We start from the raw sequence: 3,194 nt of genomic DNA on the forward strand, positions 1-3,194 counted from the left end.
TGCCCACTCGGCGAGCTCCGCGAGCGTGCCCGCCTTGACCTCCTCGAAGGTCTTAGTGAGCTCCCGGCACACGGCCGCCTCCCGTTCCGCCCCCAGCACCTCAGCGGCAATCTCGAGCGTGGAGGCCAGCCGGTGGGGTGAGTCGAAGAAACAGACGGCCTCGTCCCCGCTGCGGGCGGCGTCGAAGAACTGGCGGCGCTGTCCGTCCTTCCTCGGCGCAAACCCCAGGAAGCGGAAGTGGCCGACCCCGATCCCGGAGAGCGCCAGCGCCGTCGGCACCGCGGAGGGGCCCGGCAGGCAGGTCACCGGGACGCCGCGCCGGTGGGCTGCGACCACGGCGGGAAAACCCGGGTCCGACACGGAGGGCATGCCCGCGTCCGTGATGACCAGCACCCGCTGACCAGCTGCCGCGGCATCGACGAGCTCCTCGGCGCGATGCTCCTCGTTGTGATCGAAATTGGAGAGTACCTTGCCGCGAATGCTCACCCCCAACGCGTCAGCGAGCGCGCGGCTGCGGCGGGTGTCCTCCGCCGCGATCACGTCCGCGGTGGCCAGGGCGTGGAGGAGTCGGATCGACGCATCCTGCGGGTTGCCCAGGGGCGTGGCAGCCAAGATGATGCCGCCGTCCGGCAGCGGCGGATTGGCACAGGCCTGTTCCCACAGGTGGCCGAAGTCCGGGGCTGGGGCGTCAATGGTGCGGGAGTGCGTAGGTGCGGGGCTCATGCCACCAGCATGGCACCGCTTAAACCAAAATCCACATCGGATAAGCTTTCCCTGTGACAACGAAGACCTCCCCGGTGCCGGCCCCCGGGCCAGTTGAGCCCCGCGTGGGCCAGCCGAATCAGCGGATGAACCAGCGCCGCTGGGCGATCATTCAGCTTCTGCTGGTCGCGTTCGCCGCCCTGCTGCGCCTGGTCAATCTGGGCTCCCCCACCGACGGCGGCACCCCGGTCTTCGATGAAAAGCACTATGTCCCCCAGGCCTGGCAGATCCTGCGAGGCTGGGATCACCTGGTGCTGGGAGGCATCGAGGATAACCCCGGCTATGGGTTGGTCGTTCACCCGCCGCTGGCCAAGGAAATCATGGCTGCCGGAATGGGGGTCTTTGGCTATACCCCCTTCGGCTGGCGGGTGTGCGCCGCGCTGGCAGGCGTGGCGGTGGTCTGCCTGATCGCGGGCATCGCCCGGCGATTATCCCGCTCGGACCTGGTCGGCTTGCTGGCCGGCGTGCTCGCCCTCTCCGATGGCATTCTGCTGCTGACCAGCCGTTCCGGGATGTTGGATCACTTCCAAACGCTCTTCCTGGTGGCCGCCGTGTACGTCCTGGTTCGCGACCACGAGGAGATGGAGCGCCGCTACCGGGCCATGTTCCGTGAGGGCCGAATCGGGGATTTTCCGGCTGGCCCGCGGTTGGGCTTCCGCTGGTGGCGCTTCGCCGCCGGCATCGCGCTCGGTGGCACGCTGGCGATCAAGTGGTCCGGGCTGTACTACATGGCCTTCTTCGGCGTGGTTCTCGTGGCCCTGGATGCGCACCGGCGTTGGCGTTACGGCGTGCGCCGTCCGCTGCTGGGGGCGCTGCTTCGGGACGCCCCGCCGCACTTCTTCGCGGTCGTCATCATCCCGGTGTGCTGCTACCTGCTGTCCTGGCGGGCGTGGTTCGGCAGCGAGACCTCCGTGTACCGGCACGCGGTGGAGTCGGGGCTCGTCGAGGACGCCACCGCGCTGGCCGAATCCCCGCTGGGATTCCTGCCGGATTCTTTCCTGAACTTCCTCTACTACCACGTGTCAGTGCTGCGCTTTCACTCGGAATTGACCAATTCGAACGGTCACAACCACCCGTGGGAATCGAAGCCCTGGTCCTGGCTGGCCTCCACCCGCGGGCTGATGTACTACAACCTCAGCCACGAGGACGGCACCCGCACCGTGGAGCTACTGGTTGGAACGCCGGCGATCTGGTTCCCCACCGTGCTGGTGCTGGCCTATGGCTGCTACCGCCTGGCCCGGTTCCGGGATCTGGTGTGGGTCGTGCCGGTCGTGGGTTTCGCCACCGGATTCCTGCCGTGGCTGCTGAATACCGACCGCCAGATGTACCTCTTCTATGCGCTGAACCTCGCGCCCTTCCTCATCATCGGTCTGGCGCTGATCTGCGGCCGTGTCCTGGGATGGCGCATGGCGCCGAGCAGCAAGCACCGCCCGGTGGCATGGTTGCAGGCCCACGCCGGACTGGTGCTGGTGGTGGCGTACTTGGGCTTTGCGGTGTGGAATTTCCTATTCTTCCTGCCGCTGTACACGGCAATGCCGCTGAGCCCCGCCGAGTGGGCAGCCCGCATGTGGCTACCTTCCTGGCACTAGGGGTCTCGGTCGGCTAGCTGCGGCGGTGATCGCCGGGATAGTAGCGAGAATGCTCCTCGGCATCCACCGCGGAAAAGTTCATCGGCTTGGCTGAAAGCACGTGCCAGGAATCACGCAGCGGCCGGATCGTATGGTGCCGGGAGAGCCAGCAGGTCACAAGCGCGATCACCGCAGCGAGGTGAATGGCGAGGCTGCCGATGAGCTCCGCGTCCACCCCGGTGCCACCCGCCAGCCCCATGATGATGTCGCGGGTCGCGAAGCCCCCGCCGAAGGCCCACATCCCCAGGTAGATCGGCAGCAGCCCGCCGGCAGCACGTGGCGCCCAGGACGCCCAGGCCAGACCCGCACCCAGGGCGAAGCGGCTGATGGCCGCATCGATCATGTATTTCGCGAGCTCCGGATCCGCGGCCCCCGCTTGCGGACCCTCCCCCGGCCGGATCGCCTCGTAGAGCTGCGCGGGATCCGCGGTGCCCGCGGTCGAGCCAGCAAACAGGAGGATCGCCCAAAGGAAATAGACGACCGCGAGCACCGACAGCGCGATGCGTGCTCCCAGCAGCGGCAGCTGCCGCCGGCGAATATCGCCACCGACATCCGGGAGCTCCTCGGCCGCCTGCAGCACCTTGGCCGCGAGATCCGCGCCAGCGCCCTGGGTCGGCGCAGGCGGGTTGGCCCGCAGCCGCAGGTCGCGCCCGATCGCGGTCACCTGCGCGTACCACGCCTGGCACTCCTCACACTGGGCCACGTGGGCGTCCACGATCTCTCCCGGCACCGCGGCGTCCTCGCCGTCTAGCCGCGCCGAGAGCGCTGCCCGAACTTCTGCGCATTCCACAGACCTTATGCTCC

General features: G+C 68.1%; 3 protein-coding genes. 1 reads left to right on the forward strand and 2 read right to left on the reverse strand.

All coding sequences use genetic code 11. The features are described 5' to 3' along the window. Positions 1–783 (reverse strand): 16S rRNA (cytidine(1402)-2'-O)-methyltransferase (locus Q1V78_RS08965; protein ID WP_300613744.1); only part of this gene is annotated, 783 nt, incomplete at its 3' end. 65 nt (positions 784–848) lie between these two features. Between Q1V78_RS08965 and Q1V78_RS08970 the strand changes: the two genes are divergently transcribed. After that, the gene (locus tag Q1V78_RS08970) at positions 849–2,351 is read left to right on the forward strand and encodes a phospholipid carrier-dependent glycosyltransferase (protein WP_300613748.1); all 1,503 of its coding nucleotides are present in this window, start codon (positions 849–851) and stop codon (positions 2,349–2,351) included. Between the two features lie 13 nt (positions 2,352–2,364). Here the strand turns inward: Q1V78_RS08970 and Q1V78_RS08975 are convergent. Then, on the reverse strand, positions 2,365–3,194 hold an 830-nt coding region (locus Q1V78_RS08975), incomplete at its 5' end, for a zf-HC2 domain-containing protein (RefSeq protein ID WP_300613746.1).

The sequence above is a fragment of the Corynebacterium sp. genome (assembly GCF_030152825.1).
Classification (GTDB): Bacteria; Actinomycetota; Actinomycetes; order Mycobacteriales; family Mycobacteriaceae; genus Corynebacterium.